General features: G+C 65.6%; 24 protein-coding genes and 12 tRNA genes. 28 read left to right on the top strand and 8 right to left on the bottom strand.

What is annotated here, in order from left to right; genetic code table 11:
- The 3 genes from phoR to AC0Z6F_RS20200 form a co-directional block, all read right to left on the bottom strand.
- Positions 1–1,332: a phosphate regulon sensor histidine kinase PhoR gene (gene phoR, locus AC0Z6F_RS20210; RefSeq protein WP_485618264.1), complete on the bottom strand. Its 1,332-nt coding sequence runs from the start codon at positions 1,330–1,332 to the stop codon at positions 1–3.
- Positions 1,333–1,438: 106 nt separating this feature from the next.
- Positions 1,439–2,128, bottom strand: a complete 690-nt coding sequence (gene phoB, locus AC0Z6F_RS20205) for a phosphate regulon transcriptional regulator PhoB (RefSeq protein WP_004146035.1) — start codon at positions 2,126–2,128, stop codon at positions 1,439–1,441.
- Between the two features lie 116 nt (positions 2,129–2,244).
- Entirely contained in the window at positions 2,245–3,891 is a 1,647-nt protein-coding gene (locus AC0Z6F_RS20200) for a M48 family metalloprotease (RefSeq protein WP_485618262.1), read from the bottom strand.
- A 142-nt stretch (positions 3,892–4,033) separates the two neighbouring features.
- Here AC0Z6F_RS20200 and grxC point away from each other — a divergent pair, with 142 nt between their 5' ends.
- The 6 genes from grxC (at position 4,034) to AC0Z6F_RS20170 (ending at position 8,848) form a co-directional block, all read left to right on the top strand.
- Positions 4,034–4,324: a glutaredoxin 3 gene (gene grxC / locus AC0Z6F_RS20195; protein WP_004146039.1), complete on the top strand. Its 291-nt coding sequence runs from the start codon at positions 4,034–4,036 to the stop codon at positions 4,322–4,324.
- On the top strand, positions 4,321–4,713 hold the full coding sequence (locus AC0Z6F_RS20190; protein ID WP_004146041.1) for a carboxymuconolactone decarboxylase family protein: 393 nt from the start codon (positions 4,321–4,323) through the stop codon (positions 4,711–4,713). The genes grxC and AC0Z6F_RS20190 overlap by 4 nt, the downstream gene beginning before the upstream one ends.
- 357 nt (positions 4,714–5,070) lie before the next feature.
- Positions 5,071–6,075 carry an isocitrate dehydrogenase gene (locus tag AC0Z6F_RS20185; RefSeq protein ID WP_012510187.1) on the top strand — a complete coding sequence of 335 codons (1,005 nt, stop codon included), beginning with the start codon at positions 5,071–5,073 and terminating at the stop codon, positions 6,073–6,075.
- A gap of 259 nt (positions 6,076–6,334) precedes the next feature.
- Positions 6,335–7,069, top strand: a complete 735-nt coding sequence (locus AC0Z6F_RS20180; RefSeq protein ID WP_012510188.1) for a cysteine hydrolase family protein — start codon at positions 6,335–6,337, stop codon at positions 7,067–7,069.
- Positions 7,070–7,152: 83 nt separating this feature from the next.
- Positions 7,153–8,061: a LysR family transcriptional regulator gene (locus AC0Z6F_RS20175; RefSeq protein ID WP_004146204.1), complete on the top strand. Its 909-nt coding sequence runs from the start codon at positions 7,153–7,155 to the stop codon at positions 8,059–8,061.
- 25 nt (positions 8,062–8,086) lie between these two features.
- Positions 8,087–8,848, top strand: a complete 762-nt coding sequence (locus tag AC0Z6F_RS20170; RefSeq protein ID WP_485618259.1) for a sulfite exporter TauE/SafE family protein — start codon at positions 8,087–8,089, stop codon at positions 8,846–8,848.
- A gap of 3 nt (positions 8,849–8,851) precedes the next feature.
- On the opposite strand, the gene AC0Z6F_RS20165 is transcribed toward AC0Z6F_RS20170, so the two are convergent.
- Positions 8,852–9,472 (bottom strand): flavin reductase family protein, encoded by a 621-nt coding sequence (locus tag AC0Z6F_RS20165; RefSeq protein ID WP_065722643.1) that lies wholly within the window; start codon positions 9,470–9,472, stop codon positions 8,852–8,854.
- Between the two features lie 154 nt (positions 9,473–9,626).
- On the bottom strand, positions 9,627–10,385 hold the full coding sequence (locus AC0Z6F_RS20160; RefSeq protein ID WP_012510191.1) for a Bax inhibitor-1/YccA family protein: 759 nt from the start codon (positions 10,383–10,385) through the stop codon (positions 9,627–9,629).
- A gap of 180 nt (positions 10,386–10,565) precedes the next feature.
- Between AC0Z6F_RS20160 and AC0Z6F_RS20155 the strand changes: the two genes are divergently transcribed.
- The 18 genes from AC0Z6F_RS20155 to AC0Z6F_RS20070 all read left to right on the top strand — a co-directional run bounded on the left by AC0Z6F_RS20155 (position 10,566) and on the right by AC0Z6F_RS20070 (position 21,756).
- Positions 10,566–10,642: transfer RNA gene (locus AC0Z6F_RS20155), tRNA-Pro, on the top strand.
- A 38-nt stretch (positions 10,643–10,680) separates the two neighbouring features.
- Positions 10,681–10,757 (top strand) — tRNA-Arg (locus AC0Z6F_RS20150).
- Between the two features lie 174 nt (positions 10,758–10,931).
- Positions 10,932–11,008: transfer RNA gene (locus AC0Z6F_RS20145), tRNA-His, on the top strand.
- A 79-nt stretch (positions 11,009–11,087) separates the two neighbouring features.
- Positions 11,088–11,163 (top strand) — tRNA-Lys (locus tag AC0Z6F_RS20140).
- Positions 11,164–11,360: 197 nt separating this feature from the next.
- Positions 11,361–11,436 (top strand) — tRNA-Lys (locus AC0Z6F_RS20135).
- Positions 11,437–11,661: 225 nt separating this feature from the next.
- Positions 11,662–12,030 carry a hypothetical protein gene (locus tag AC0Z6F_RS20130; RefSeq protein WP_485618256.1) on the top strand — a complete coding sequence of 123 codons (369 nt, stop codon included), beginning with the start codon at positions 11,662–11,664 and terminating at the stop codon, positions 12,028–12,030.
- A 107-nt stretch (positions 12,031–12,137) separates the two neighbouring features.
- Positions 12,138–12,222: transfer RNA gene (locus tag AC0Z6F_RS20125), tRNA-Leu, on the top strand.
- 189 nt (positions 12,223–12,411) lie between these two features.
- Complete coding sequence (gene tig, locus AC0Z6F_RS20120; RefSeq protein ID WP_012510193.1) at positions 12,412–13,707, top strand: trigger factor; 1,296 nt, start codon at positions 12,412–12,414, stop codon at positions 13,705–13,707.
- A 76-nt stretch (positions 13,708–13,783) separates the two neighbouring features.
- Positions 13,784–14,410, top strand: a complete 627-nt coding sequence (clpP, locus tag AC0Z6F_RS20115) for an ATP-dependent Clp endopeptidase proteolytic subunit ClpP (protein ID WP_004146318.1) — start codon at positions 13,784–13,786, stop codon at positions 14,408–14,410.
- 126 nt (positions 14,411–14,536) lie between these two features.
- Positions 14,537–15,826 carry an ATP-dependent Clp protease ATP-binding subunit ClpX gene (clpX, locus tag AC0Z6F_RS20110; protein ID WP_004146319.1) on the top strand — a complete coding sequence of 430 codons (1,290 nt, stop codon included), beginning with the start codon at positions 14,537–14,539 and terminating at the stop codon, positions 15,824–15,826.
- Between the two features lie 142 nt (positions 15,827–15,968).
- On the top strand, positions 15,969–18,419 hold the full coding sequence (lon, locus tag AC0Z6F_RS20105; protein WP_004146342.1) for an endopeptidase La: 2,451 nt from the start codon (positions 15,969–15,971) through the stop codon (positions 18,417–18,419).
- 217 nt (positions 18,420–18,636) lie between these two features.
- Positions 18,637–18,909, top strand: a complete 273-nt coding sequence (locus AC0Z6F_RS20100; RefSeq protein ID WP_004146343.1) for an HU family DNA-binding protein — start codon at positions 18,637–18,639, stop codon at positions 18,907–18,909.
- A gap of 11 nt (positions 18,910–18,920) precedes the next feature.
- Positions 18,921–18,995, top strand: a tRNA-Val gene (locus tag AC0Z6F_RS20095).
- A 26-nt stretch (positions 18,996–19,021) separates the two neighbouring features.
- Positions 19,022–19,098 (top strand) — tRNA-Asp (locus AC0Z6F_RS20090).
- 85 nt (positions 19,099–19,183) lie between these two features.
- Positions 19,184–19,260, top strand: a tRNA-Asp gene (locus AC0Z6F_RS20085).
- A gap of 87 nt (positions 19,261–19,347) precedes the next feature.
- Positions 19,348–19,424: transfer RNA gene (locus AC0Z6F_RS20080), tRNA-Asp, on the top strand.
- 106 nt (positions 19,425–19,530) lie between these two features.
- Positions 19,531–19,607 (top strand) — tRNA-Asp (locus tag AC0Z6F_RS20075).
- Positions 19,608–19,800: 193 nt separating this feature from the next.
- On the top strand, positions 19,801–21,756 hold the full coding sequence (locus tag AC0Z6F_RS20070) for a peptidyl-prolyl cis-trans isomerase (protein WP_012510195.1): 1,956 nt from the start codon (positions 19,801–19,803) through the stop codon (positions 21,754–21,756).
- A 209-nt stretch (positions 21,757–21,965) separates the two neighbouring features.
- Here AC0Z6F_RS20070 and AC0Z6F_RS20065 read toward each other — a convergent pair whose 3' ends face one another.
- Together AC0Z6F_RS20065 and gloB are read right to left on the bottom strand one after the other, a co-directional pair.
- Positions 21,966–23,165: a lytic transglycosylase domain-containing protein gene (locus AC0Z6F_RS20065; RefSeq protein WP_012510196.1), complete on the bottom strand. Its 1,200-nt coding sequence runs from the start codon at positions 23,163–23,165 to the stop codon at positions 21,966–21,968.
- A complete protein-coding gene (gene gloB / locus AC0Z6F_RS20060; protein ID WP_012510197.1) occupies positions 23,162–23,926 on the bottom strand; it encodes a hydroxyacylglutathione hydrolase in 765 nt (254 codons plus the stop codon). Before gloB ends, AC0Z6F_RS20065 begins: the two co-directional genes overlap by 4 nt.
- An 11-nt stretch (positions 23,927–23,937) precedes the next feature.
- Between gloB and AC0Z6F_RS20055 the strand changes: the two genes are divergently transcribed.
- Genes AC0Z6F_RS20055 through dnaQ form a run of 3 tightly spaced genes read left to right on the top strand, consistent with a single transcriptional unit; the run spans position 23,938 to position 25,784 of the window.
- Complete coding sequence (locus tag AC0Z6F_RS20055; RefSeq protein WP_012510198.1) at positions 23,938–24,582, top strand: methyltransferase domain-containing protein; 645 nt, start codon at positions 23,938–23,940, stop codon at positions 24,580–24,582.
- Between the two features lie 13 nt (positions 24,583–24,595).
- Positions 24,596–25,048, top strand: a complete 453-nt coding sequence (rnhA, locus tag AC0Z6F_RS20050; protein ID WP_012510199.1) for a ribonuclease HI — start codon at positions 24,596–24,598, stop codon at positions 25,046–25,048.
- Positions 25,049–25,052: 4 nt separating this feature from the next.
- Complete coding sequence (gene dnaQ / locus AC0Z6F_RS20045; protein WP_004146409.1) at positions 25,053–25,784, top strand: DNA polymerase III subunit epsilon; 732 nt, start codon at positions 25,053–25,055, stop codon at positions 25,782–25,784.
- 69 nt (positions 25,785–25,853) lie between these two features.
- Here dnaQ and AC0Z6F_RS20040 read toward each other — a convergent pair whose 3' ends face one another.
- Complete coding sequence (locus AC0Z6F_RS20040) at positions 25,854–26,558, bottom strand: PP2C family protein-serine/threonine phosphatase (protein ID WP_004146411.1); 705 nt, start codon at positions 26,556–26,558, stop codon at positions 25,854–25,856.
- A gap of 167 nt (positions 26,559–26,725) precedes the next feature.
- On the opposite strand from AC0Z6F_RS20040, the gene AC0Z6F_RS20035 reads away from it, so the two are divergent.
- Positions 26,726–26,816: transfer RNA gene (locus AC0Z6F_RS20035), tRNA-Ser, on the top strand.
- Positions 26,817–26,977 lie beyond the last annotated feature (161 nt).

Below are 26,977 nucleotides of genomic sequence, written 5' to 3'. Positions count from 1 at the left end.
TCATTCTTCGATGGAGGTCAGGGGGGCGGACTCGCGCGGGCGCACGTGGTCGGCATCGAAATGGCAGGAGAACACCGAGCCCTTGCCGACTTCGCTTTCAATCTCCAGCCGTGCGTGATGCAGGCCGAGGATGTGCTTGACGATGGACAGGCCCAGGCCGGTACCACCGCTCTCGCGCGAACGGCTGCTGGAGACACGGTAGAAACGTTCGGTCAGGCGCGGCAGATGGTTGGCCGGGATGCCATAGCCGGAGTCGCGTACCGCCAGCACCGCGCCATCGCCTTCGCGACGGAACTCGACCGCGATGCGGCCCTCGGCCGGGGTGTAGCGCACCGCATTGGTGACCAGGTTGGAGAACGCACTGTGCAGTTCCTTGGTCGAGCCCTGCAGGTCGACGCCGGCGAGGTCGTCGATGCTGATCTGGTGGCGGCCCTGGCTGTGCGCTTCGGCCTCGCGGCGCAGCGTCGCCAGCATCGGCTGCATCGCCACGGTCTCTTCCTCGCTGTGCTCCTGCGATTCCAGCCGTGACAGGGTCAGCAGGTCTTCCACCAGCTGGGCCATGCGCTGGCTCTGCTTGCGCATCTCTTCCAGCATCGGTCCGGTTCCCGGGAAGTCTTCCGGGTCCATCATGTCCAGGTAGCCGTGGACCACGGTGAGTGGCGTGCGCAGCTCATGTGAAACGTTGGCCACGAAATCGCGGCGCACCTGTTCCAGGCGCAGCAGCTTGCTGACGTCGCGGGCGATCAGCAGCCAGTAATCCGACGAATAGGGGATCAGGCGCAGGTTGAGGCGGATTGCCGGATCGACCGGCGAGGGCGCATCCAGGATCGGCTCGGCATTGCGGCCGCCGGCCAGCCAGTGCGCGAGCGGCATCGGCTGCAGGCGCTCGACCAGCGCCTCGCCGAGATCGCCGGGGTGATGCAGGCCGAGCAGGGCGGTGGCTGCCTCGTTGAACCACTGCACGCGCTGGCTGTTGCGATCCAGCACCACCACCGCATCGGGAAGTGCGGCGGCCGCGGCGCGATAGCTGCGCAGCATGTCCAGCAGGCGGCGCTTGCGCACGCGCATCTCCACCTGGTTGCGGTACAGCAGGCGGTCCAGCTCGTTCCAGACGCCGGTGCCTTCTTCGGCGGTATCCCAGCGCTGGCGCGCGGTCAGCCGGCGCAGCACGCTGCGCAGCCGCCAGTAATGCCAGGTGAGGGTCGCCAGTGCGCCCAGTGCGATGCACAACCACAGATGACCCGTGAACCACCCCACCAGTCCGGAGAACAGCAGTACCGCGGCGACAGTGGCCAGGGTCTTCAACCAGGCAGAGCGGATGTGGCGGGGCATTGCGATCTCGTCGTTGAGGTGCGGCGGTTCACTGGGGTGAACCGAGGGTTATAGCAGAGTTGCCGGCGCCGGCACCCGCGGGTGCGCGGTGCCGGCACGACGAGACTCAGGTGGAGGTGGAGAAGCGGTAGCCGGCGCCGCGCACGGTCTGCACCATGTTCTCGGCGTTGAACGGTTCCAGCGTCTTGCGCAGGCGGCGGATGTGCACGTCGATGGTGCGTTCTTCCACGTACACGCTGCCGCCCCACACATGGTCCAGCAGCTGGGCGCGGGTGTAGACGCGCTCCGGGTGGGTCATGAAGAAGTGCAGCAGGCGGTATTCGGTCGGGCCGATCGGCACCGGCTGGTCGTTGGCGAACACGCGGTGGGCGGCGCCGTCGATGCGGATCGGGCCAACCGCAACGCTGCCGTCCTCGTCGTCCTCGCGGGCACGGCGCATGACCGCGCGGATGCGGGCCAGCAGTTCGCGCGCCGAGAACGGCTTGACCACGTAGTCGTCAACGCCGGCTTCGAGGCCACCGACGCGGTCGTTCTCTTCGCCGCGTGCGGTCAGCATGATGATCGGCACTTCGCGGGTCAGGGTTTCCTTGCGCCAACGGCGGGCAAGGTCCAGGCCGCTGGTGCCGGGCAGCATCCAGTCCAGCAGGATCAGGTCCGGAACGCGGTCGGCGATCGCGGTCTGGGCCTCGCGGGCGTCGCCGGCGTGGACCGGTTCGTAATCGCCCTTGCGAAGGGCGAAGGCGACCATTTCACGGATCGCGGGCTCGTCGTCGACGATCAGGATGCGTTTCTGCACGAGGACACCGTAGGGCTCGGTTACTGGAGTGGTGCCAGTAGACTACGGTTTGATGACATGTTTGTGACCAACCGGCCGGAACCCGCGCGGATTGCCATCGGCCGGTCATGCAGCGCTCAGCGGCGGTCCAGGTCCGGGTCCTGCACGCCCTGCCGGCGTAGTTCCAGCACGGTGGGGGTGATCGCCTCGATGCGAGCGTCCACCCGGGCCCGGCCCACATAGTCCAGCGCCGGATTGCGCTTGAGCGCCTGCAGCTGCATCAGCGACTGTTCCGGGCGGCCGCTGAGGAAGGCCGCCTCGGCATAGGCCTCGCTGGCCCGCACGCTGTCACCAGCCAGTTCGCTGGCGCGGGCATAACGCTGCTGGAAGACCGGATCGTTACCACTTTGCGACAGCAGGGGGCGCAGCATGGCCTGCGCGCGCTGGCCGGCCTCGCGGTTGCCCTGTTCGTTCAGGATTTCGGCATACGTCAGCGCCACCGGGCGGCTGTTGGGGTGCTCACGCAGCAGCTGCTCGAAGCGGCTGTTGGCCTGGGCGGCCTGCCCGGCACGCAGTTCGGCCTCCCCCAGGGCCAGTGCCAGCCACAGGTTGTCCCGGCGGGTCTGCAGCAGGCCCGCCAGCGTCTGCCGGGCCTGCGTGGCGCCGTTGCGACCGCTCCGCATCATGGCCAGGGCCTGGCCATAGCGCTGGGTGTCGTTGAGACCGTCCTTCTGGCGCTTGGCCATGTCCGCATACTCGCGCTCCAGCTCGGCGGTGGAATCCGCGCTGAGCACGCGCAGGCGCTCGCGTGCCCAATCGAAGTCGCCGCTGGCGCCACGGCTGAGCTGGCCCATCGGAATACGCAGCACGCTGCTGGGCAGCAACGGGTTGTTTCCACGCAGCAGCGGTTCGGCCAGGCTGGGGTCTGCCGGGTCCACCCGTTCCTTGCGCTCACCGCTGGGGGTGCTGGTGGTCAGCAGCACCGTGTCCTTCTTCATCTGGTCGGCGCGGGCCTTGGCTTCGCTGATGCGGGTGATGTTGACCGGGTGCGTGCGCAGGAACTCGGGGACGCTGTAGCCGCCCTCGTTGCCGCGCATCGCCGCCGACATCCGCTCGAAGAAGCCGGCCATCGCATCCACGTCGTAGCCGCTGCGCGCCAGCGTGCGGATGCCGAGGCGGTCGGCCTCGGACTCGTTGGAGCGGGTGTAGTTGATCTGGCGTTGCTGCATCAGGCCCATGCCCGAGCTGATCGCGGCCATGGTCGCGTTGCCCGAGGAGGTGCTGTTGCTGGCCTGGGCGGCCACTACGGCCGCCAGCATGCCGAGCAGGATCGGAATCTGGTCGCGCTGCGCGCGCTCTACCCCGCGCAGCACGTGCTGCTGGGTGACGTGGGCGATTTCGTGCGACAGCACGGCGGCCACTTCGTCCTCGCGTTCGGCGGTCAGCACCAGGCCGGCATTGACCCCGATGTAGCCGCCCAAGGTGGCGAAGGCATTGATCTGCCGGTCCTTCATCACGAAGAAGGTGTAGGGCTGGCGTGGCTGGTCACTGTTGGAGCCGAGCCGGGTACCCATGGTCTGCAGCCAGTCGTTGACCAGCGGGTCATCCAGCAGGTAGCCGTAGTTGCGCAGCTCGCGCAGCATCATCGCGCCGTACTCGGCCTGGCGGGCCGGGGTCAGCAGCTCGCCGGCCGAGGAGCCGATGTCGGGCAGCTTCTCCTGGGCCTGGGCCAACGGCATGGTCAGGGCCAGGGTGACGGCGGTAGTCAGCAGCAGGGCTCGCAAGCAGAGGGTCCTCGGGCAGGGCGTGCCAAGCGTGGCAGGGCGGGGGGCAACCATTCGTTAATCCACAGTGTTGCGGCCGTGGCGTGGAAATTCCAGCGCACCGGTACCATATGTAGACCGTCGATCCATCGTGGAGTTTCCCGTGACAGCCCAGACCGCCGGCGGTGCCCCCGCCATCACCATCTATTCCACCGCCGTCTGCCCGTACTGCGTGGCCGCCAAGAACTTCCTGAAGAGCAAGGGCCAGCAGTGGACCGAGGTCCGCATCGACCTGGACCCGGTCGAGCGCGAGAAGATGATGGCCAGGACCCGCCGTACCAGCGTGCCGCAGATCTTCGTCGGCGACGTCCACGTGGGCGGCTACGACGACATGATGGCCCTGCACCGTGAAGGCAAGCTCGAGCCGCTGCTGGCCGGGCAGGGCCAGGCATGAGCGCGGCCGACGACGGCAGCAAGGACCGCATCGCCGAGTTCACCGATTTCCGCAAGCGCATGAACGAGCGCATCCTGGGCGAGCCGAACCAGGTGGTGCGGCGCTTCTTCGCGCTGGACACGCAGACCTACCAGGCCGGCGCGCTGGACGTGAAGACCAAGGAGCTGCTGGGACTGGTGGCCTCGATGGTGCTGCGCTGCGACGACTGCATCAGCTACCACGTGGCCCAGTGCAAGGACGCCGGGGTGACCCGTGAAGAGTTCTTCGAGACCTTCTCGGTCGGCCTGGTGGTCGGCGGCTCGATCGTCATCCCGCACCTGCGCCGCGCGGTCGACTTCCTCGACCAGCTCGAAGGCGGCGCCGCCGCCCCCGAAGCGCACGCGCACTGAACCTGGCGGGCTCCGGGAACCGGGCCCTGTGGCCCTCCCGGTAGTGCCGGCCGCTGGCCGGCATCCCGTTAACCCGACATGGTCGAGGTTGCCGGCCAGCGGCCGGCACCACCGGACGTGCGAGGCGCCCTCCCCGCGATCCAACAGCCCAGGAGCCCCTTCTTGTTGAAGGGGCGCGCCGACAGGCGGGGGTAGAGGAGGAATGCGCGGGCAATTATGCCTTTGCCGGGGTCAGGACCATGGTCTACTTGGGTAGCCGGGCCCGGCTAAGGCATAATTGCGGGTGAAACTTCCTTTGCGCCGGCGTTTCCGGGCACGTCCGGACGGCGTTTTTCCCCCTGTTCGGAACATCGATCAATGACGCAGAAAATTACGGTCATCCGCGGCGACGGCATTGGCCCGGAAATCATGGACGCTACCCTGTTCGTGCTCGACCAGCTCAAGACTGGCCTGGAGTACGAAGACGCCGACGCCGGCCTGGTGGCCCTGGAAAAGCACGGCGACCTGATGCCGGCGGTGACCCTGGAATCGATCGCGCGCAACAAGGTCGCGCTGAAGAGCCCGCTGACCACCCCGGTCGGTGGTGGCTTCACCTCGATCAACGTCAGCCTGCGTCGCCACTTCGACCTGTACGCCAATGTGCGTCCGGCCCACACCTTCCCGAACACCAAGTCGCGTTTCGACAACGTCGACCTGATCACCGTTCGCGAGAACACCGAAGGCGCCTACCTGGCTGAAGGCCAGGAAGTGTCGGCCGACGGCGAGACCGCCTTCTCCGGCACCCGCATCACCCGCAAGGGCTCCGAGCGCATCGTGCGCTACGCCTTCGAGCTGGCCCGCAGTGTCGGCCGCAAGAAGGTCACCGCGGTGCACAAGGCCAACATCATCAAGTCGACCTCGGGCCTGTTCCTGAACGTCGCCCGTGAAGTGGCCGCGCAGTACCCGGACATCGAGTTCCAGGAAATGATCGTCGACAACTGCTGCATGCAGCTGGTGATGCGTCCGGAACAGTTCGACGTGATCGTTACCACCAACCTGTTCGGCGACATCATCTCCGACCTGTGTGCCGGTCTGGTGGGCGGCCTGGGCCTGGCCCCGGGTGCCAACATCGGCAAGGACGCGGCGATCTTCGAGGCCGTGCACGGCACCGCGCCGGATATCGCCGGCCAGGGCAAGGCCAATCCGTGCGCACTGCTGCTGGCAGCGGCACAGATGCTGGACCATGTCGGCCAGCCGGAAAACGCCGAGCGCCTGCGCAAGGCCATCGTGGCCACCATGGAAGCCAAGGATTCGCTGACCGGCGACCTGGGCGGCAGCGGCACCACCATGAGCTTCGCCAAGGCCATCGCTACCCGCCTGTAAGCGGCCGCCAGACCTCGGTTGGATCCACAGCGGGGCGCCTTCGGGCGCCCCGCTGCGTTTGGACGCCTGTGTAGCGTCGAGCCATGCTCGACTGCTCTTTCAGGGGCCCCAGACGAAAGGCAAAAGCAGTCGAGCATGGCTCGACTCTACAATGTCAGTCTGTGCGTAATTCGCACAGATCATGTGCTTTTACACGGCTGGATCGTGCGCCTTTCGCTCCGCATCATGTGCCCACTTTCCACCGCACAGGAGCTTGAACATGAACCTCACCGCCTTTGGTCTGGCCAGCCTGATCGGCATGGCCGCCGCTACCCCCGTCACCGCTGCCGAACCTGCCCATCCCACCATCCGCCACATGGCTGGCGCGCCTGTTGCGGCTTCGCTGGATGCGGCGAAGACCGCCGTGCTGGTGATCGACTTCCAGAACGAGTACTTCGACGGCAACGCTGCTCCGGGCTTTGCCGGTGGCCGCATGGTCATCCCCGATGGCGTGGCCGCGCTGCGGCAGGCGAAGCGGGTGGTCGAGTTCGCCGATGCCCACGGCATCCGCGTCATCCATGTGCAGCATGTGTTGCCGGCCGGCGCGCCGCTGTTCGCGCAGGGCAGCGTCAATGCCGCCTTCCATCGCGACCTGCAGCCGCGCAAGGGTGAGACCGTGGTGCAGAAGGACAACGTCAGCGTGTTCGCTGGCAACTCGGCCGCCGTGCTCGACAAGGTACTGAAGGATGCGGGCATCGACACCTTGATCGTCACTGGCCTGCAGACCCATGCCTGCGTGGCCGGTGCCGCCCGCGATGCCGCAGCCGCACCGCGTGGTTACCGGGTGATCGTGGCATCCGATGCAACTGCCAGTCGCGATCTGGACCTGGCCGGTGGCCAGCGCATCGATCATCGCGCGCTGCATGAGGCCTCGCTGGCGCAGATCGAAGACACCTTCGGTGATGTCCTGAGCACCGATGCGATCCTGGCCTTGCCGGTGGTAGCCGGCAAGTAAGCCGCACGCCGTTGTGGCGAAGCCGCTTGCTAAGCTGGCAGGGCCCGCGTTGCGTGGGCCCTGCCACCTGGAGCTGCTTGCCGATGGATCACTTCGCTGCCCTGCGTGCACTGCGCGCCATCGTCGACGCGGGCAGCTTCACTGCTGCCGCAGAACGCCTGGGAACCACCCATTCGGCGATGTCGCGGCAACTGCGGCAGTTGGAAGAGCACCTGCAGGTTCGACTGCTCGATCGCAACAGTCGCCGGCTGTCACTGACCGAGGCCGGTCGCGATTACTACCGCGAGGCGGCAGCGCTGCTGGATCGCCTGCAGGAAGCCGACGATCGTGCGCGTGCCGGGCAGGCACAGCCCAGCGGCACGGTACGCATCAGCGTGCCGCAGGTCGTGGCCAGCCAGGAGTTGCCGCATTGGCTGCCGTCGTTCCTGCAGCGCTACCCGCAGGTGACGCTGGATCTTTCTGCCGACGACCAGCTGGTCGATGTGGTGGGCGGTGGTTTCGACCTGGCGCTGCGCATCGCGGCTTCGTTGCCGGACAGCCAGCTGGTCGCGCGCGAACTGGCCAGCTGCCCGCGCATCCTGGTCGCTGCACCGGCCTATCTGGCGCGGCACGGTCTACCCCGCCAGGCTTCGGATCTCGCGCAGCACACGCTGCTCGGCTTCAGCCCCACGCCGTCAATGCTGCCCTGGCAGCTGCAGGGGCCGCGCGGTGCCACCGCGAGCATCGAAGCGGGCCAACGGCTGCGCGTGGACGCTACGCCCGCGTTGTACGCCGCCGCGTTGGCCGGCATGGGCATCAGCCTGTTCACTGCGCTCACCGTGCAGGAAGACCTGCGCGCCGGTCGATTGATCCGCGTGCTGCCCGCCTGGCATGCCGGGCAGCGACACTACTTCGCGCTGTACCCGCATGCCAGGGCACTCGCCCCCAAGGTGCGCGCGCTGGTCGAGCACCTCGCCGCGCACTACGCTGCACAGGTTGGCGCGGCAGGCTAGCCGCGCAGCTGCAACCGAGGTGGTGATGGAGTCGGTGTATCTGCTGGTGGCGCTGGGCGCGATTGTCGCCGGATTCGTGCAGGGGCTGTCCGGCTTCGCCTTCGGCATGGTGGCGATGTCGTTCTGGGCATGGGGACTGGAGCCGCGATTGGCGGCCACGCTGTCGGTGTTCGGTGCACTGGTTGGCCAGCTGGTAGCGGTGTTCACCGTGCGCCGCGGCTTCAACCTGCGCCTGCTGCTGCCGTTCGTACTCGGTGGATTGGCTGGTATTCCGCTGGGCGTGATGGTGCTGCCGCAGCTCGATATGAACTGGTTCAAGGCGCTGCTGGGTGGCTTCCTGGCGCTGTGGTGCCCGGTGATGCTGATGGCGCGCTCGCTGCCGCCGATCACCGTCGGAGGCCGTTTCGGGGACGCGATCGCCGGCATGGCCGGTGGCGTGCTCAGTGGCATCGGTGGCTTTGCCGGTCCGGTACCGACGCTGTGGAGCACGCTGCGCGGCTTCGGCAAGGACGAGCAGCGCGCGGTCATCCAGAACTTCAATCTGGCGATGCTGGCGGTGACCATGGCCACCTACGTTGGCAGTGGTCTGGTAGACCGCCGGATGCTGCCGTACTTCGCCATCGTGGCACCGGCCATGCTGGTGCCCACGCTGCTGGGTGCGAGGGTCTACATCGGCATCAGCGAGGCGCGCTTCCGGCAGGTCGTGCTGGGCCTGCTCACCGCATCAGGCATCGCGCTGCTGGCCTCGTCGCTTCCGGTGCTGCTGGCGCGCCCCGTCATCGGCTGAAGTTCAGGCCGGGCGGAACATGCGGAAGCGCTGTTCGGCGCCGATCCGGAAGTAATCGGCGGGGCCGCCGCCGCGCAGGATGGGGGCCGCTGCCGCAGTGTCGTAGATGCCATCGACCAGCAGTCGTGCTTCGATATGCACTGCAACCACTTCACCCAGCACCAGCCAGCCGTTGGTGTCCTGACCGGCGGCATCGCGCAGGCGCACGATCTGGGTGCAGCGGCATTCCATGCTCACCGGGCTCTGTGCCACACGGGGTGGCGCTACCTGCGTGGACGCCAGCGGGGTCAGCCCGGCCAGGGCGAACTCATCGATCTCCGCCGCGACCGCGCGGCAGCTTTCGTTCATTGCCTCGGCCAGGTCGAAGGTGGCCAGGTTCCAGACGAATTCCCCGGTGGCTTCGATGTTGCGCAACGAGTCTTTGCGGCCCTGGCTGGAGAAGCCGATGATCGGAGGGGTGTAGTTGAAGGCGTTGAAGAAACTGTAGGGCGCCAGGTTCAGTGTGCCCTTGGCATCGCAGCTGGAAATCCAGCCGATCGGGCGCGGGCCGATGATGGCGTTGAATGGGTCGTGTGGCAGGCGATGGCCGTCGGCCGGGCGGTAGCTGTGGAAGGTGTCGGGCATGGGGGTGTTGTTCCGTAGAGTCGAGCTTGCTCGACTGGATCGGCATCCGTCGAGCAAGCTCGACTCTACCGCCTGAAACAGTCGAGCAGGCGCGACCCACAAAAAAGCCGCGACCCTCGCGGATCGCGGCTTGTCGTTTACGGCATGGGGTGACTCAGCGCTGCTGGATCTTCGACAGCAGGCGCAGGAACTCCACATACAGCCACACCAGGGTCACCATCAGGCCGAATGCGCCATACCACTCCATGTACTTCGGTGCACGCTGGGCGACACCGGTCTCGATGAAGTCGAAGTCCAGCACCAGGTTCAGCGCGGCCACGACTACCACGAACAGGCTGAAGGCGATGCCCAGCCAGCTGGAGTCGTGGATCACAGGCACGTTGATGTTGAAGAAGCCCAGCACGAACGAGGCCAGGTAGAGCAGGGCGATGCCGCCGGTCGCTGCGACCACGCCCATCTTGAAGTTCTCGGTGGCCTTGATCAGGCCGCTGCGATAAGCGAACAGCAGCGCGAACAGGGTGCCGAAAGTCAGCAGCACCGCCTGGAACACGATGCCCGGGAACTTGGCGTTGAACACCGCCGATATGGCGCCCAGGAACAGGCCTTCCACCAGCGCGTACATCGGTGCGGTGACCGGCGACCACTCCTTCTTGAACACGGTGATCAGCGCCAGCACCAGGCCGCCGATGGCGCCGCCCATGGCATACAGCTTGGCGCCGGCCATGACCTGGCCGTAATCATCGATGGTCTGGTTCCAGGCGAAGGCGGCGGTCAGCACGGTCAGCAGCAGCAGGAAGCCGGTCTTGTTGACGGTGCCGTTGAGGGTCATGGCCTGGTCGGGGCTGGTCACCACCGAGCCGCTGGCGAGGTCGAGGAAGGTGGACTCGGAAAGAGCCGGGTTGCCGCTGCGCATGCGCGTTCTCCGTGCGAATGAAGGTCAGGACGGCCATCCGGCCGATGGTCGCGAGCATAGCCGATGACTGTTTCCGGCGCTGTGGCAGGCGTCAGGCCTGCACATCCTGCGTTGACAGTTCGCGATGCGCTTGGCCACAATGACCAGCTCCCCGGGCCTGGCCCGAGGGGATTGCAAGACCGGGGTATAGCGCAGTCTGGTAGCGCGCCTGCTTTGGGAGCAGGATGTCGGGGGTTCGAATCCCTCTACCCCGACCAATCCCACGCCACGTCGGATTGGACACCGTTCGGTCTGGGCGCCCGTAGCTCAACTGGATAGAGCACCGGCCTTCTAAGCCGGCGGTTACAGGTTCGATTCCTGTCGGGCGCGCCATCGGCGAGGCACCGGGGTCGCATCTGCGGATGTGAAGAAGTGCTTGCAAAAGCCTGAAGTCTCCACCAGAATATCGGACTCGCTTCGGCGGACCGGAACTTCGGTGACAGTCCCCAGGCAGACGTTTGAAGCACCAGCGCCAGTTGCACCGGCGCGGGAGCAAAAGTTTCAGTGGTGGCTGTAGCTCAGTTGGTTAGAGTACCGGATTGTGATTCCGGTGGTCGGGGGTTCGAATCCCCTCAGCCACCCCACTGATTCAACCGCATCGGCGCAGCCGACACGGTATTGCAATAAACAGAAGGCACGTTACAATGTGCGTCTGAGTTTCACGGGCCGTTAGCTCAGTTGGTAGAGCAGTTGACTCTTAATCAATAGGTCCAAGGTTCGAATCCTTGACGGCCCACCAAGACAGAAGCCACCTGGCATGCCAGGTGGCTTTTTTCTTATAAGTGTGACCCCTTCGATTCGACGGCGGACATGCTGCGAAGGCCCGGCTGGTGCGGGTCTTCTGCGGGAGCGGGATCGCAGTGCTGCTTTCAACGGCGTTGAAAAAAGTGCTTGCGCCCACCGAGCGGATCGGGTCATAATTCGCGCCCCGATTTCGGGCTGTTAGCTCAGTTGGTAGAGCAGTTGACTCTTAATCAATAGGTCCAAGGTTCGAATCCTTGACAGCCCACCAGACGAAAGCCACTTGGTCCGCCAAGTGGCTTTTTTCTTGCCTGTGCGCCGGGCCGGGCTGCGCTTCATCCACGCATGGCGTGGATCTACTGAAGCGGTGCTGAAATCAGGGGCATACGCGTCATCGGTGTTTTCAATGCTGTGCGCTGCTTCTCACCGCGGCGTGTCCTGTATCGCTCCCAATGGATCTTCCGCGCCGAAGGCGCATGCACGAAGGAAGATGTTGATGGCCGCTATCAATCGACTGCGCCTGATGGTGTTGTGCCCGCTTGTGCTGGGGGCGTTGACCGCCTGTGCGCCGGACAGTGATCCAGCCCAGACCGTCGAGCGCGATGCCGATGCTCAGAGCGTTCCGGCACAACAGGCCGGCGAGGCCATGCAGATGCATCCGGCACGACCGGCGGAGGCAGAGGTCCTGCCCGAAGCGGTGGATGTGCAGCGCAACGCGGACGGCTCAGTGGATGTCCGCAAGGCTGAGCCGGCAGCGGTGGCCCTGCGTCGCACCGCCGACGGCGGCGTGGAGATCCGCAAGGTGGATGCGGCGGCGGGCGCCAGTGCCGAGGCCGCACCGGCCCGCGCCGAACCGCAACACTGAGGCGGCGGCCGCCAGATCCGCTTCAGCTTTGGAGCGGTGGATTCAGCTTTGTGCAGGCCTTTCGCTCATCGCTCCCGCCTGCGACAATGAACCCCTGTGCCGGCCACGCGAAAGTGGCGGAATTGGTAGACGCCCTGGATTTAGGTTCCAGTGTCGCAAGGCGTGGGGGTTCGAGTCCCCCCTTTCGCACCAGTGCCGGCCTGTCCCCGCCCTGATTGGGCCATCTGCGCCCCCTTGACCGGCACGCGCTGGCAGTGCAGGCCAAATTGGGCGAAACTAAAGGGCTGCGGCAAGCAGGCGCGTCCCAGACGTCGTGTCCTTACAACCGTTTCATCCCAATCATCGAGCCGGGGGCCTGGGCCACCGGTGGCAGGAGTCAACATGCAAGCTTCGATCGAATCCACCGGCAACCTGGAACGCCGCCTGAGCTTCTCGCTGCCGGAAGACCGTCTGCAGAGCCACATCGTCGGCCGCCTGGGCGAAATCGCCCGTACCACCCGCATCAAGGGTTTCCGTCCGGGCAAGGTGCCGGCCAAGGTGATCGAGCAGCGCTTCGGCGCGCAGGTCCGTGGTGAGGCGCTGGACGGCCTGCTGCGCGAAACCTTCGATGCGGCCGTGCGCGAGCACGACCTGCGCATCGTCGGCAGCCCGCGCATCGACAAGGGCGAGGAGGGTGAGTTCTCCTTCGTGGCCACCGTCGAAGTGGTGCCGGACTTCGGCGATATCGACGTCAGCAAGCTGACCGTCGTGCGCCACAGCGCCGAGATCAGCGATGCCGACATCGACCAGATGATCGAGAACCTGCAGAACCAGCGTCGTACCTGGGCCCCGGTCAGCCGTGGCGCGCAGGATGGCGACCTGGTCGCGGTGGAAACCTGGTCGCAGGCCGGCGAAGAGCGCCTGCCGGCCGAGGGCACCGAGAAGGGTTCGATCGTGCTCGGCCAGGGCATGATGTTCGAGACCATCGAGAAGGGTCTGGTCGGCCTGGCCAAGGGTGAAGAGAAGACCCTGGATGTCGAGTTCCCGGCTGACTGGCGCGTGCCGGTGCTGGCCGGCAAGACCGTGCAGGTCACCGTGAAGGTTGCCGAAGTGTCCGAGCCGGTCGTGCCGGCGGTCGACGAAGCCTTCATCAAGAGCTTCGGCGTGAAGGGCGGCGACGTCGAGCAGTTCCGTAGCGACATCCGCGCCAACCTCGAGCGCGAGCTGAAGGGTGCGCTGATGAACCGCCTGCGCCGCGAAGTGGGCGAGCAGCTGATCGCGGCCTACGCCTCGGTGGAAATGCCGCCGCGCCTGGTCGAGAACGAAGCCCGCGCCATGCTGGCCCAGCAGGTCGAGCAGATCCGCCGCAACGGCCAGAATGTTGGTGAGATTCCGGCCGATGCCCATGAAGGCTTCAAGGACGCTGCTGCCAAGCGCGTGCTGGTCGGCCTGCTGGTCGGCGAAGTGGCCCGCGTCAACGACCTGCGCCTGGAAGCCAAGCGCCTGAACGAAACGATGCGCCTGATCGCCTCGACCTACGAAGAGCCGGAGCAGGTCATTGAGATGTACCGCAATGACCCCCAGCTGATGTCTGGCCTGCAGAACCGCGTGATGGAAGAGCAGGTGATCGACTGGATCGCCGAGCGTGCCCAGCACACCGAAGAGAAGCTGTCGTTCCAGGACGCGATCCGCCAGTAAGCCGGGGCGGATCACCGGATGCCCCGCGCCTGTCCCGGCGCGGGGTTGTTTTCCCCCAAGATAGGTACCTCACGTAATGGACAACCGAACCAAAGCCCTGAACCTGGTTCCGATGGTGGTCGAGCAGACCAGCCGCGGCGAGCGTGCCTACGACATCTATTCGCGCCTGTTGAAGGAGCGCCTGATCTTCCTGGTGGGCCCGATCGACGATCACATGGCCAACGTGGTGGTGGCGCAGTTGCTGTTCCTGGAATCGGAAAACCCGGAAAAGGACATCAACATCTACATCAACTCGCCGGGTGGCGTGGTCACCGCCGGCATGGCGATCTACGACACCATGCAGTACATCAAGCCGAATGTGAGCACCACCTGCATCGGTCAGGCCGCCTCGATGGGCGCCCTGCTGCTGGCAGCGGGCGAAGCTGGCAAGCGCTATGCGCTGCCGAATTCGCGCGTGATGATCCACCAGCCGCTGGGTGGCTATCAGGGCCAGGCCACCGACATCGACATCCACGCGCGTGAGATCCTGACCCTGCGTTCGCGCCTGAACGAAGTGCTGGCCAAGCACACCGGCCAGTCGCTGGAGACGATCGCCCGCGACACCGAGCGCGACAACTTCAAGAGCGCGTTCGAGGCACAGGCCTATGGTCTGGTCGACCAGGTCCTGGAGCGTCGTCCGGATGAGTCGATCCAGGCCGGCTGAGCCATCATCACGGGGCCCTGGAGGCCCCGTTCCTGCAGGGTCGGGCGGGACTGGTGTCCCTCCGGCCCTGTGCTATTCTCGAATCGAACCCCCGTTCAGCGGGTGGGGTAACTGGGTAAGCGAAGCATGAGCGAAGACCGCCAAGGTCGTTCCACGGACACCGGCAAGATCCTCTACTGCTCTTTCTGCGGCAAGAGCCAGCATGAAGTGCGCAAGCTGATTGCGGGTCCGAGCGTGTTCATCTGCGATGAATGCGTGGAGCTGTGCAACGACATCATCCGTGAGGAACTTGAGGAAAAGGCGCAGTCGGCGCGCAGCTCGCTGCCCAAGCCGCGCGAGATCCTCGAGGTCCTCGACCAGTACGTGATTGGCCAGAACCGTGCCAAGCGCACCCTGGCCGTGGCCGTGTACAACCACTACAAGCGCATCGAGAGCCGGCAGAAGAACGACGAGGTCGAACTGGCCAAGTCGAACATCCTGCTGGTCGGCCCGACCGGTTCGGGCAAGACGCTGCTGGCCGAGACCCTGGCCCGCCTGCTCAACGTGCCGTTCACCATGGCCGACGCCACCACGCTGACCGAAGCCGGTTACGTGGGCGAGGACGTGGAGAACATCATCCAGAAGCTGCTGCAGAAGTGCGACTACGACGTCGAGAAGGCGCAGCAGGGCATCGTCTACATCGATGAAATCGACAAGATCTCGCGCAAGAGCGAGAACCCGTCGATCACCCGCGATGTGTCCGGCGAAGGCGTGCAGCAGGCCCTGCTGAAGCTGATCGAAGGCACCGTGGCCAGCGTTCCGCCGCAGGGCGGCCGCAAGCACCCGCAGCAGGAATTCCTGCAGGTGGACACCAAGAACATCCTGTTCATCTGCGGCGGCGCGTTCGCCGGGCTGGACAAGGTGATCCAGGCCCGTTCCACCGACGTCGGCAGCATCGGCTTCGGCGCCAAGGTGAAGAGCGCCGAGCGCAAGCAGGAAGTGGGCAAGGTACTGGCCGAAGTCGAGCCGGAAGACCTGATCAAGTTCGGCCTGATCCCCGAGTTCGTCGGCCGCCTGCCGGTGGTGGCAACCCTGGAGGAGCTGGACGAGCCGGCCCTGATCAAGATCCTGACCGAGCCGAAGAACGCCATCACCAAGCAGTTCAAGAAGCTGTTCGAGATGGAGAACGTCGAGCTGGAGTTCCGTCCGGACGCGCTGTCGGCCATTGCCAGGAAGGCGCTCAAGCGCAAGACCGGCGCCCGTGGCCTGCGCACCATCGTCGAATCGGTCCTGCTGGACACCATGTACGACCTGCCGTCGCAGGAAAACGTCAGCAAGGTGGTGGTGGACGAGTCGGTGATCGAGCACAAGTCCGAGCCGTACCTGATCTACCAGACCCCGGCGGCCCCTGAACAGAAGGCCGCAGGCGCCGAGTGATCCTTTCAAGTTTTTGATTTGAAAGGATTTTAAACGAACGCCTTGCATCTGAAAGCCGATGGCCCCATAACGGGGCCATCGGCTTTTTTTGTCTCCGGAAGATGCCCTCCCGGAGGCGGTTTTCCCCTTCCCTGGAGCCCCCATGGCCCGTTCCCCAAGTGAAACCCTCGACCTGCCGGTCCTGCCGCTGCGCGACGTAGTGGTGTTCCCGCACATGGTCATCCCGCTGTTCGTCGGTCGTGACAAGTCCATGCACGCACTCGAACAGGCAATGGAAGCGGACAAGCGCATCCTGCTGCTGGCGCAGAAGTCGGCCGAGACCGATGACCCGCATGCGGCCGACCTCTACCAGGTCGGTACGCTGGCGCAGGTGCTGCAGCTGCTGAAGCTGCCCGACGGCACCATCAAGGTGCTGGTCGAAGGCCTGTCGCGCGTGCAGGTGACCCACGTCGACGAGCGCAACGGCTCGCTGCATGGCCAGGCCGTGGAGATCGATGCCACCGACGAACGCGAAGCACGCGAGGTCGAGGCCATCGCCCGCTCGCTGATGTCGCTGTTCGAGCAGTACGTGAAGACCAACCGCAAGCTGCCGCCGGAACTGCTGCAGACCCTGTCCGGCATCGATGAGCCGGCGCGCCTGGCCGACACCATCGCCGCGCACATCAGCGTGCGCCTGTCCGACAAGCAGCGCCTGCTGGAAACGCTGGCGGTGGGCGACCGCCTGGAGATGCTGGTCGGCCTGGTCGACGGCGAGATCGACGTGCAGCAGATGGAAAAGCGCATCCGCGGCCGCGTGAAGTCGCAGATGGAAAAGAGCCAGCGCGAGTACTACCTCAACGAACAGATGAAGGCCATCCAGAAGGAACTGGGTGACCTTGACGACGCGCCGGGCGAGCTGGAAGAGCTGGCCCGCAAGATCGCCGAAGCGGGCATGCCCAAGCCGGTGGAAACCAAGGCGCGCAACGAACTGAACAAGCTCAAGCAGATGTCGCCGATGTCTGCCGAGGCGGCGGTGGTGCGCAACTACCTGGAGTGGCTGCTGGGCGTGCCGTGGAAGAAGCGCAGCAAGGTGCGCAAGGACCTGAAGGCTGCGCAGGACACCCTCGACGCCGATCACTACGGCCTGGAGAAGGTCAAGGAACGCATCCTTGAGTACCTGGCGGTGCAGTCACGCGTGAAGCAGATGAAGGGGCCGATCCTGTGCCTGGTCGGTCCGCCGGGCGTGGGCAAGACCTCGCTGGGCCAGTCCATCGCCAAGGCCACCAACCGCAAGTTCGTGCGCATGTCGCTGGGCGGCGTACGCGACGAAGCCGAGATCCGTGGCCATCGCCGCACCTACGTCGGTTCGATGCCGGGCCGCATCGTGCAGAACCTCAACAAGGTCGGCAGCAAGAACCCGCTGTTCGTGCTGGATGAGATCGACAAGATGTCGATGGACTTCCGTGGCGATCCGTCGTCGGCGCTGCTGGAGGTGCTGGACCCGGAGCAGAACAACGCCTTCAACGACCACTACCTGGAAGTGGACCTGGACCTGTCCGAAGTGATGTTCGTGGCTACCTCGAATTCACTCAACATTCCGGGCCCGCTGCTGGACCGCATGGAAGTGATCCGCATCCCCGGCTACACCGAGGATGAGAAGCTCAACATCGCCACCCGTTACCTGTCGCCCAAGCAGATCAAGGCCAACGGCCTGAAGCCGGAAGAGCTGGAAATCGGCGCCGATGCCATCCAGGACATCGTGCGTTACTACACGCGCGAATCGGGCGTGCGCAACCTGGAGCGCGAGATCGCCAAGATCTGCCGCAAGGTGGTGAAGGAGATCGCGCTGGCCGGCCCGCAGCCGGTGAAGGCGAAGAAGGGTGCGAAGAAGTCCAAGGCGCTGGTCAGCGTGACCGGCAAGAACCTGGACAAGTACCTGGGCGTGCGTCGCTTCGACTTCGGTCGCGCCGAGGAAGAGAACGAGATCGGCCTGGTCACCGGCCTGGCCTGGACCGAAGTGGGCGGTGATCTGCTGCAGATCGAATCGACGCTGGTGCCGGGCAAGGGCCAGCTGATCCTGACCGGCCAGCTCGGCAACGTGATGAAGGAGTCGGCATCGGCGGCGCTGTCGGTGGTGCGTTCGCGCGCCGTCGGCTTCGGCATCGACAGCGACTTCCTGCAGAAGCACGACGTGCACGTGCACGTGCCCGATGGCGCCACGCCGAAGGACGGCCCCAGCGCCGGTGCCGCGATGGTCACCTCGCTGGTGTCGATGCTGACCAAGGTGCCGGTGCGTGCCGATGTGGCGATGACCGGCGAGATCACCCTGCGTGGTCGCGTCACTGCCATCGGTGGGCTGAAGGAGAAGCTGCTGGCCGCACTGCGTGGCGGTATCCGCACCGTCATCATCCCCGAAGAGAACCGCAAGGACCTGGCCGACATCCCGGCCAACGTCACCCGCGATCTGCAGATCGTGCCGGTGAAGTACATCGAAGAAGTCCTGGACCTGGCGCTGGAGCGTCCGCTGGCACCGAAGAAGGCGCGCAAGAGTGCGCAACGCGTCACGGTGCGCAGCAAGGCCAAACCGAGTGGAAGCGCGCGCGTCAAGCATTGACGCGCGCTGTCCAATGGCTTGAAACCCGCGTCGTTGCTGGCTTTCCAGCTTGCGTGGGGGTAGGGCCACTGGTATAAAAGCAGCACTCGCGAATGAGTGATCGCTGTCGGCGATGACTGAATCAGCGAACCGTTTCCACATGGCGGCCGCATGCAGAAGGCGTGCGGTTGCTTCCCTGTCGAATCTGCGGAACCCACCGCCAAAGGAGTTGTAGAGAATGAACAAGACCGAATTGATCGATGCCGTTGCTGAAGCTGCCGACCTGACCAAGGCCGAGTCCAGCCGCGCTGTCGATGCCGTCGTTGCTGCCGTCACCAAGGCGCTGAAGGACGGCGATGCGGTCACCCTGGTTGGCTTCGGTACCTTCCAGGTTCGCGACCGTGCTGCCCGCACCGGCCGCAACCCGAAGACCGGCGACACCATCAAGATCGCTGCTTCGAAGAATCCGTCGTTCAAGGCTGGTAAGGCCCTGAAGGATGCTGTAAACTAAGCGGCTCGCTGGGGTGCTTAGCTCAGCGGTAGAGCGTCTCCTTTACACGGAGAGGGTCGGGGGTTCGAAACCCTCAGCACCCACCACAGCACCGCGGTAAAAGTTTGAGTGTGGAGCGGTAGTTCAGCTGGTTAGAATGCTGGCCTGTCACGCCGGAGGTCGCGGGTTCGAGTCCCGTCCGCTCCGCCATTCAACGAGGCCTCCGGCCAAAAGCTGGAGGCTTTGTTTTCTCCCCGGTCCAGATCGGGCAGAAAACAAAAAAGGGTAACAATGCGGAGCGGTAGTTCAGCTGGTTAGAATGCTGGCCTGTCACGCCGGAGGTCGCGGGTTCGAGTCCCGTCCGCTCCGCCATTACATCGAGGCCCCCGGTCGAAAGCTGGGGGCCTTGTCTTCTCCCCGGCAGGTCCGGGAGGAAGACGAAAAGGTTTTTGCAAGAACGGAGCGGTAGTTCAGCTGGTTAGAATGCTGGCCTGTCACGCCGGAGGTCGCGGGTTCGAGTCCCGTCCGCTCCGCCATTGCAGAATTCTTAAGTCCCTGTGAAAAAACTTTGAAAAAAGTGTTCACAGGGCTGGGTTTCCAGGGTCTCTTCGGATATACTGGGCGCCTGCAAAGTTTCAGCGCGGAGCGGTAGTTCAGCTGGTTAGAATGCTGGCCTGTCACGCCGGAGGTCGCGGGTTCGAGTCCCGTCCGCTCCGCCAACTTTAAAAGCCCTCGGCGCAAGCCGGGGGCTTTTTCTTTGTGTCGTTCGCGCGGTCGGACGCGAAGCATGCATCTGCCAGCGGCGCGTTGCTGCGAGGATGTGGCGCAGGCCGCGCCGGGGCTGCTTTTGGTCCCTGCGGCGAAGCGGGTTACACTGCCGGGCTCGCCAATCAGGCCTTGTGATTCCTCACCATGCTGCAGAAACTCCGCGACAAGACCTCAGGCTGGATCGTCACTGTGATCCTGGGGCTGCTGATGATTCCGTTCCTGTTCGTGATCGACAACAGCTACCTGGGTGGCGTTGGCGCACAGAACGTGGCCAAGGTTTCCGCGCCTCCGACCTGGTGGCGTTCGGCCCCGTCGTGGTGGCCGGTGCGGATGCTGTGGCAGCACCATGAGATCAGTGCGCAGGATTTCCGCACCCGCTTCGAACAGGAGCGCATGCGCGAGCGCCAGCAGCAGGGTGAGAACTTCGACCCGCGTGCGTTCGAAAGCAATGAAAGCAAGATGGCCGTGCTCGATCAGCTGATCGATGAGCAGGTCGTGCGCCTGGTCGGCGAGCAGGCCGGTGTCGTGATCGGCGATGGCGCGGTGCGTGAGTACATCACCACCATCCCGGCCTTCCTCGATTCGAACGGCAAGTTCAACGAGAACAACTACCGCCTGGCCCTGGCCGGCGGCAATCCGCCGCGTACCCCTACCCAGTTCCAGGAACTGGTGCGTGAGAGCCTGCAGCAGTCGGTGATTCCTTCCGGCCTGCAGAACTCCGGCTTCGTCACCCAGGCCGAAACCGAGCGCCTGCTGAAGCTGCTGGGTGAAACCCGCGACGTGGAGCTGGCCGCGCTGCCGGAAGTGCCGGCCGATACGGCGCCGGTCACCGACGCGCAGATCAAGCAGTGGTACGACAGCCATGGCAAGGATTTCCGCCAGGCCGAGAGCGTGTCGCTGGAGTACGTCGAGATCAACGGTGGCAACCTGCCGGCGCCGACCGCGGCCGACGAAGCCACCCTGCGCAAGCGCTATGAAGACGAAAAGGCGAAGTTCACCTCGCCGGAACAGCGCCAGGCCTCGCACATCCTGCTGACCGGTGACGGTGCCGAAGCCAAGGCGAACAAGATCGCTGCCGAGGCCAAGGCTGCCGGCGCCGACTTCGCCGCGTTGGCCAAGGCCAACTCGGAAGATCCGGGTTCGAAGGAGCAGGGCGGTGACCTGGGCTGGGTCGAGCGTGGCGCAATGGTCAAGCCGTTCGAAGACGCCCTGTTCGCCGCCAAGGCGGGTGACGTGATCGGCCCGGTGAAGACCGACTTCGGTTACCACATCATCAAGGTCGCCGCCGTGCGCGGTGGCGAAGGCAAGTCGTTCGAGGAAGTGCGTGACACGCTCGCCGCAGAGCAGCTGAAGGCCGACGGCGAGCGCGGCTTCAACGAGCTGGCTGGTCGCCTGGTCGACGCCATCAACAAGAGCCCGAGCGATCTGGCCGCTGCGGCCAAGGAAGTGAACCTGCCGCTGCAGACTCTGGGCCCGATCACCCGTGCCACCGCCAGCGGTATTGCCACCGATCCGGCCGTGCTGCGTGCCGCGTTCTCCGACGTGCTGGTGCAGGACGGCACCGCCAGCGACCCGATCGCTCTGGGGGGCGCCACCAACCACAGTGTGGTTATCCGCGTGGCTGCACACACCCCGGAACAAGCGATGCCACTGGACAAGGCCCGCGAGCAGGTAATCGCCGCGATCCGCGCCGACCGCCAGCGCCAGGCCAGCGACAAGGCGGCCGACGCCGTGCTGGCCAAGCTGAAGGCGGGCGCCACCCTGCAGTCGCTGGCCGCCAGCGAGAAGCTGCAGCTGAGCCCGATGCCGGGCCTGCCGCGCAGCCAGCCGGTGCCGACCCCGGAAATCAATCGCGCGATCTTCAGCGCGCCGGTTCCGGCCGAAGGCAAGCCGAGCTACGGCAAGGTTGACGTCAACGGCCACGCGCTGCTGTTCGCAGTGAACAAGGTCAATCCGGGCGACATCAAGGAAGTGACCGCCGAGCAGCAGAAGCAGCTGAAGGACCAGCTGAGCCAGATCGACGGCATGGCCGCAGCCAAGGCCTACATCGAGGCGATGCGCAAGAAGTTCGTGATCCAGACCACCGAAGCGAACCTGTAAGCCTCATCGGTTTGCAGGAACGAGAAAGGCCCGGCATTGCCGGGCCTTTTTTTGTTGGTGTGGGTGCGTAGAGTCGAGCTTGCTCGACTGCACATGTGGAGGCAGAGTCGAGCAAGCTCGACTCTACGAGAAGCATGTCGAAGCAGCCGCAACGCGCAAGAAAAAGCCGAGCGTGGGCTCGGCTCTACAGGGAGTGCTTGGCTGGCGCGTCAGTCTTCGACGCGCAGTACCGCGCCCGGCTTCAGCACGCTGCTGCCGCTCAGGCCGTTCAGCGACAGCAGGGCCTTGACCGGCATGCCGTAGCGGCGGGCGATGGTCCAGGCCGACTCGCCATTCCGCACGGTGTGGCGACGGCTGCGCGGACGGTCGGCGATGGCCGCGACGGTCTTGGCCACCTGCGGTGTCGGCGCGGCTGCGGCGACCGGCGCGGCGCTGGCGACCAGCGCGGTGGCAGTCTCTGCCACTGTCGCATTGGCGGCCGAGACCGGCGCCAGCACGCGGGTGGTGCCGGAGGCGCGGCCACCGCCTGCCAGGGCGGGATTGAGGCGGGCGATCCTGGCCGGGTCCAGGGCACGCTGTGAGGCCCACTGCTGCACGCTGGTGCCGGCCGGCAGGGTGTGGTCCTTCAGTACCGGCACGGTGCGGTCCAGCGAGGCCATCACGCGGGGCTGGTCTTCCACGTCTTCCAGCACGCAGGCCAGGGCATGCAGCTTCTCGACGTAGGCATAGGTGACCGGCGACAGGCCGGGCAGCGCCGATGGCTTGGCGTTCTGCGCATTCATGCCAGCCTTGCGCAGCGACTGCAGCACGCGGTACTCGCCGGCGTTATAGGCCATGGTGGCCAGGCGCCAGTCGCCACCGAACATGCCGTGCAGGGTCTTGAGGTAACGCACCGCGGCCTGGGTCGAATCGACCGCCGAGAGGCGGCCGTCATAGCCGTTGGCCATCGGCACGCGATGGTTGCGTGCGGTGGTGGCGATGAACTGCCACAGGCCGGTCGGGCCGCTGCCGTTGCGGGCATTGGGCCGGTAGCCGCTTTCCACGAAGGGAATCAGGGCGAATTCGGTGGGCAGGTTGGCCTTGCGCAGTTCTTCAACCACGTAACCGAACAGCACCAGTGCGTCGTCATCCTGGTTGGCCAGGCGGGAAGGCGCGTGGGCGAACTGCTTCTGCCAGCGCGGGCTGGTGGCCTCGGCATCGCAGCTGGGCTCGGCCAGGCCATCGCGGAAGCTGGTGAAGATCTCCTGGCCATTGCGCACCGAGGGCGCAGGCAGCGCGGACGGATCCAGCGGCAGCGCCGCAGCGGCGGTCAGGTTCTGGCTGATGCCGGCGCCCAGCGACTGCGCGCCCGCGGTTCCGGCCAACCCCAGGACAAGCCCCAGGGCCAGCGGCAGACTTCGGCGCATCATGCGCGGAAGCCGTCTTTCCAATGCCGGAGACCGGCCATCACGTCGACGTCGTCAACGACGTCACGGCCCAGGTGTGCCGACACCGACGCACGGATCGGCGCCGTGTGCACACGCAGGAAGGGATTGCAGTCGAATTCGTTGGCCAGGGTTACCGGCAGGGTGGAACGGTCATCGCGGCGCATGGCCAAAGCCTCCTCTTGGCGCTGCCACAGGGCAGCGTTGGCGGGGTCGACATGCCGCGCGAAGACGGCATTTGACACGGTGTACTCATGAGCGCAACACAGCAGCAGTTGCGCGGGCAGGGCACCCAGCTTCAGCATCGATGCCAGCAGCTGGGACGGCGTACCTTCGAACAGGCGTCCACAGCCCAGGCTGAACAACGAATCTCCGCTGAAAAGGTGTTCAGCAGTGTGAAACGCGATGTGGCTGCGGGTATGCCCGGGCACGGATAGTACGTGGAACATCCGGCCCAGTGCCTGAACGCGTTCACCTTCGCCCACCCGTTCGGTCGCCGTCGGGATGCGCTCCTCGACCGGCGCGATCACCCGCACGCCGGGAAAACGCGCCTGCAGTGCGGGCACGCCGCCAATGTGGTCATCGTGGTGGTGGGTGAGCAGAATGCTGTCCACGCGCAGGCCCTGGTCGGCCAGCGCGAGCACCGGCGCGGCGTCGCCGGGATCGACGACCACGGCCGCACCATCGTCGTCGATTAGCATCCAGATGTAGTTGTCCGCAAATGCGGTCAGGGCAGTCAGTCGCATAGAATTGGACCATGCCCGCGCTGCAGAGCACCCGTCAAGCGAGCCAGGCCCCGTGGTTCGACAGCGAACCGGCGGTGGCATTGCGCGTGCTGGAGCGGCAGTTGCTGCTGCCGCAGCTGTCGGTGCTGCCGACGCAGCCGTGGCTGTGGATCGCACCAAGTGCGGCCTGGCTGGACGATGCGCAGCTGGGCGGACGCGGGCTGCGCCTGTTCCGGCAGGGGCAGGGCTATGCCGGCGATACCCGTTGCGCCCTGCCATTGCCGCTGGCCAATGAGAGCGTCAACGCCATCGTCCTGCAGCATGTGGTCGCCGCCGATGCCGACCAGCTGCTGGATGAGTGCGAACGCGTGTTGATGCCGGGCGGCCACCTGTGGCTGAGCAGCCTCAATCCGTTCAGCCCGTACCGCACGCGCTGGCGCCAGCATGGGCTGGTGGTGCGCACGCCGCAGCGGATCCGTCTGCTGCTCGGCCGCCATGGCCTGGAGTGCGAGGATATGCGCTACCTCGGCCCGCTCTGGCAGGGCGGCGGCAGCCGTCGTCCCGGCGGCTGGGCGCCGCTGCGCGCGGCCTGCCTGTTCCATGCCGAAAAACGCACGCTGGCCCTGCCTGGGCCGAAACCGCTGCCGGTGCGCTGGCACGGCACTGTTGCTACCTGATTCTGGAGTTGTATTGAAAACCATTGAAATCCATACCGACGGATCCTGTCTCGGCAATCCCGGTCCGGGCGGCTGGGCCGCGTTGCTGCGCTACAAGGGCCATGAGCGAGAGCTCAGCGGTGGCGAAGCACACACCACCAACAACCGGATGGAGCTGATGGCGGCCATTTCCGGCCTGGAAACGCTGACCGAGCCGTGCGACATCGTGCTCTACACCGATTCGCAGTACGTGCGGCAGGGCCTGACCCAGTGGATGCCCGGCTGGATCCGCAAGAACTGGAAGACCGCCGGCGGCGATCCGGTGAAGAACCGCGAGCTGTGGGAGCGCCTGCACGCGGCCACGCTGCGCCACCAGATCGACTGGCGCTGGGTGAAGGGCCACTCCGGCGACCCGGACAACGAGCGGGTCGATACCCTGGCCCGCAACGCGGCGATCCAGATCCGCGACTCCAGCCCGGTAAACTGAGCCCATGCGTCAGATCATCCTTGATACCGAAACCACCGGCCTGGAGTGGAAGAAGGGCAACCGCATCGTCGAAATCGGCTGCGTGGAGCTGTTCAAGCGCCGACCGACCGGCAACAACTACCACCAGTACATCAAGCCGGACTGCGAGTTTGAACAGGGCGCGCAGGAAGTCACCGGCCTGACCCTGGAGTTCCTCGATGACAAGCCGGACTTCGCGCAGATCGCCGACGAGTTCCTGGCGTTCATCGATGGCGCCGAACTGATCATTCACAACGCGGCGTTCGACTTGGGCTTCCTCGACAATGAGCTTTCGTTGCTGGGGCCGCAGTACGGGAAGATCACCGACCGCTGCACGGTGATCGATACCCTGGTGATGGCGCGCGAGCGCTTCCCGGGCCAGCGCAACTCGCTGGATGCGCTGTGCAGGCGGCTGGGCGTGGACAATTCGCACCGCGCACTGCACGGCGGCCTGCTCGATGCCCAGATCCTGGGCGACGTCTACATCGCCCTGACCTCGGGCCAGGAAGAGATCGGTTTCGGGTTGGGCGATGACGAGGCAGGCGCTGCCGGTGCGGCATTGCAGGCTTTCGATACCAGCAAGCTGCTGCCGCGCCCGCGCGTGGTGGCTACGCCGTCGGAACTGGAAGCGCACACCGCACGCCTGGAACGGCTGCGCAAGAAGGCCGGCCACGCGCTGTGGGATGGCCCGAAGGTGGAAGAGCCTGCCAGCGCGTAATGCCTGGGGTGGGGTAGTGCCGGCCGCTGGCCGGCAGCGTCGCATCCACGCATGGCGTGGATCTACCGGTTAGTGGCAGCGCACCAGGATCACGCTGATGTTGTCGCGGCCACCACCATCGAGCGCGGCCGCGACCAGCGTATCCACGCATTCCTGCGCGCTGGCGTCGTCGAAGGCGAGGGTGCGCGCGATGCCGCGGTCGTCCACTTCCTCGGTCAGGCCGTCACTGCACAGCAGCAGCTGCATGCCCGGGCGCAGTTCGCCGCTGGTGGTGGCCACGTTCAGATGCGCCGGATCGGTCACGCCCAGTGCCTGGGTGACCACGTTGCGATGCGGATGCGCGCGTGCCTGTTCGGCCGTCAGGTTGCCCTGGGCGACCAGTTCCTGCACCACGCTGTGGTCCTGGCTGAGCTGGGCCAGCTGGCCGTCGCGCCACAGGTAGGCACGGCTGTCGCCGACCCACGCTACTTCATAGCGGTTGCCGTGCACGCGTGCGGCGACCACGGTGGTGCCCATCGGCAGGGTGTCGTTGCGGCGGCGCGAGGCGCGGATGATTTCTTCATCGGCTGTACGGATGGCCTGCGCCAGCGGTGCCCCACGGCGGATCTCGCGCACGATGGTTTCGCGCGCCAGCGCACTGGCGACCTCGCCGCAGGCGTGCCCGCCCATGCCATCGGCCACCAGCCAAAGGCCGAGCTCGCTGTCACCGTAGTAGGTGTCCTCGTTGAGCTCGCGGCGCATGCCGGGATGGGTGAGATGTCCGAATTCGATCATGGTGGGCAACGGGCGCGGTATTGCGGGGGGAGACAGGCATCATCGGGTGGCGGCCGGGATCCGGCAAGGCATGCGCCCGCGAAATTTTCATCGGGTTGGCCGCAATGACTTGTCGTCGGCCTCACTTCCTCGTATGATGCGCGTCCCCGGTCCGCCGGGGACCACCCGGAGAGGTGGCAGAGTGGTTGAATGTACCTGACTCGAAATCAGGCAGGCGTTTATAGCGCCTCGGGGGTTCGAATCCCCCCCTCTCCGCCAGATATAGAAAAAGGGCTGCCGAAAGGCAGCCCTTTTTCTATATCTGGCGCGGGACGCGACGCGCTCTGCGCGCCGCCCCACACGTTGCTGCGCAACCTGTGGGCCCCTCCCTTTGCCGGCCTCTCCCCGCCCCTGTCGGGGCAGCCCCTCAACAGAGGGGC

The sequence above is a fragment of the Stenotrophomonas sp. 1L-E-5-B-C3 genome (assembly GCF_057292075.1).
The sequence above is the reverse complement of the archived record's forward strand: the minus strand, read 5'-3'. Positions and strand labels throughout refer to the sequence as shown.